Genomic DNA, 392 nt, shown 5'->3' with positions numbered 1-392 from the left:
GCCGGATCAGCAGAAACTCGCCGCCTGAGAACCGGCCACGATCAGCCCTCGTACACCAAATTTGACAATACCTCTTTCTTCAGGCCGCGCACCATCACCTGACGCATGCGTCCCACGGTCTTGACCCACCCAAAGCCCTGTTCGATCAGCTTGCGCTTTTGTTGCGAGACCGCATAACCGGCGCTGGAAGCAATGGCATCAGGAACGGCCGAGCGACGCCCCGATGTGTTCTGCGCCACGTGGGGCGTCACCTTAATTTCCAGGCAGGCCTCAATGAACTCGTGCGCGTCATAGCCCTTGTCGGCGCCCACGGTGACTTCCACATTCAGGTCTTCAATCACCTGCCTGGCATCGTTGAGCATGACCTTTGCGGCCTCGCGCTCGGCGTGTCC

1 pseudogene is annotated in these 392 nt (G+C 59.9%); it reads right to left on the bottom strand.

The features are described from left to right. Positions 1–74 precede the first annotated feature (74 nt). Positions 75–392 (bottom strand): annotated as a pseudogene (locus J8I34_RS34455) (IS5/IS1182 family transposase); the annotation flags it as partial.

Origin of the sequence: Cupriavidus phytohabitans (assembly GCF_017815025.1) — a bacterium.
Lineage (GTDB): Bacteria > Pseudomonadota > Gammaproteobacteria > Burkholderiales > Burkholderiaceae > Cupriavidus.
This window is presented reverse-complemented; position numbering and strand designations above follow the sequence as displayed.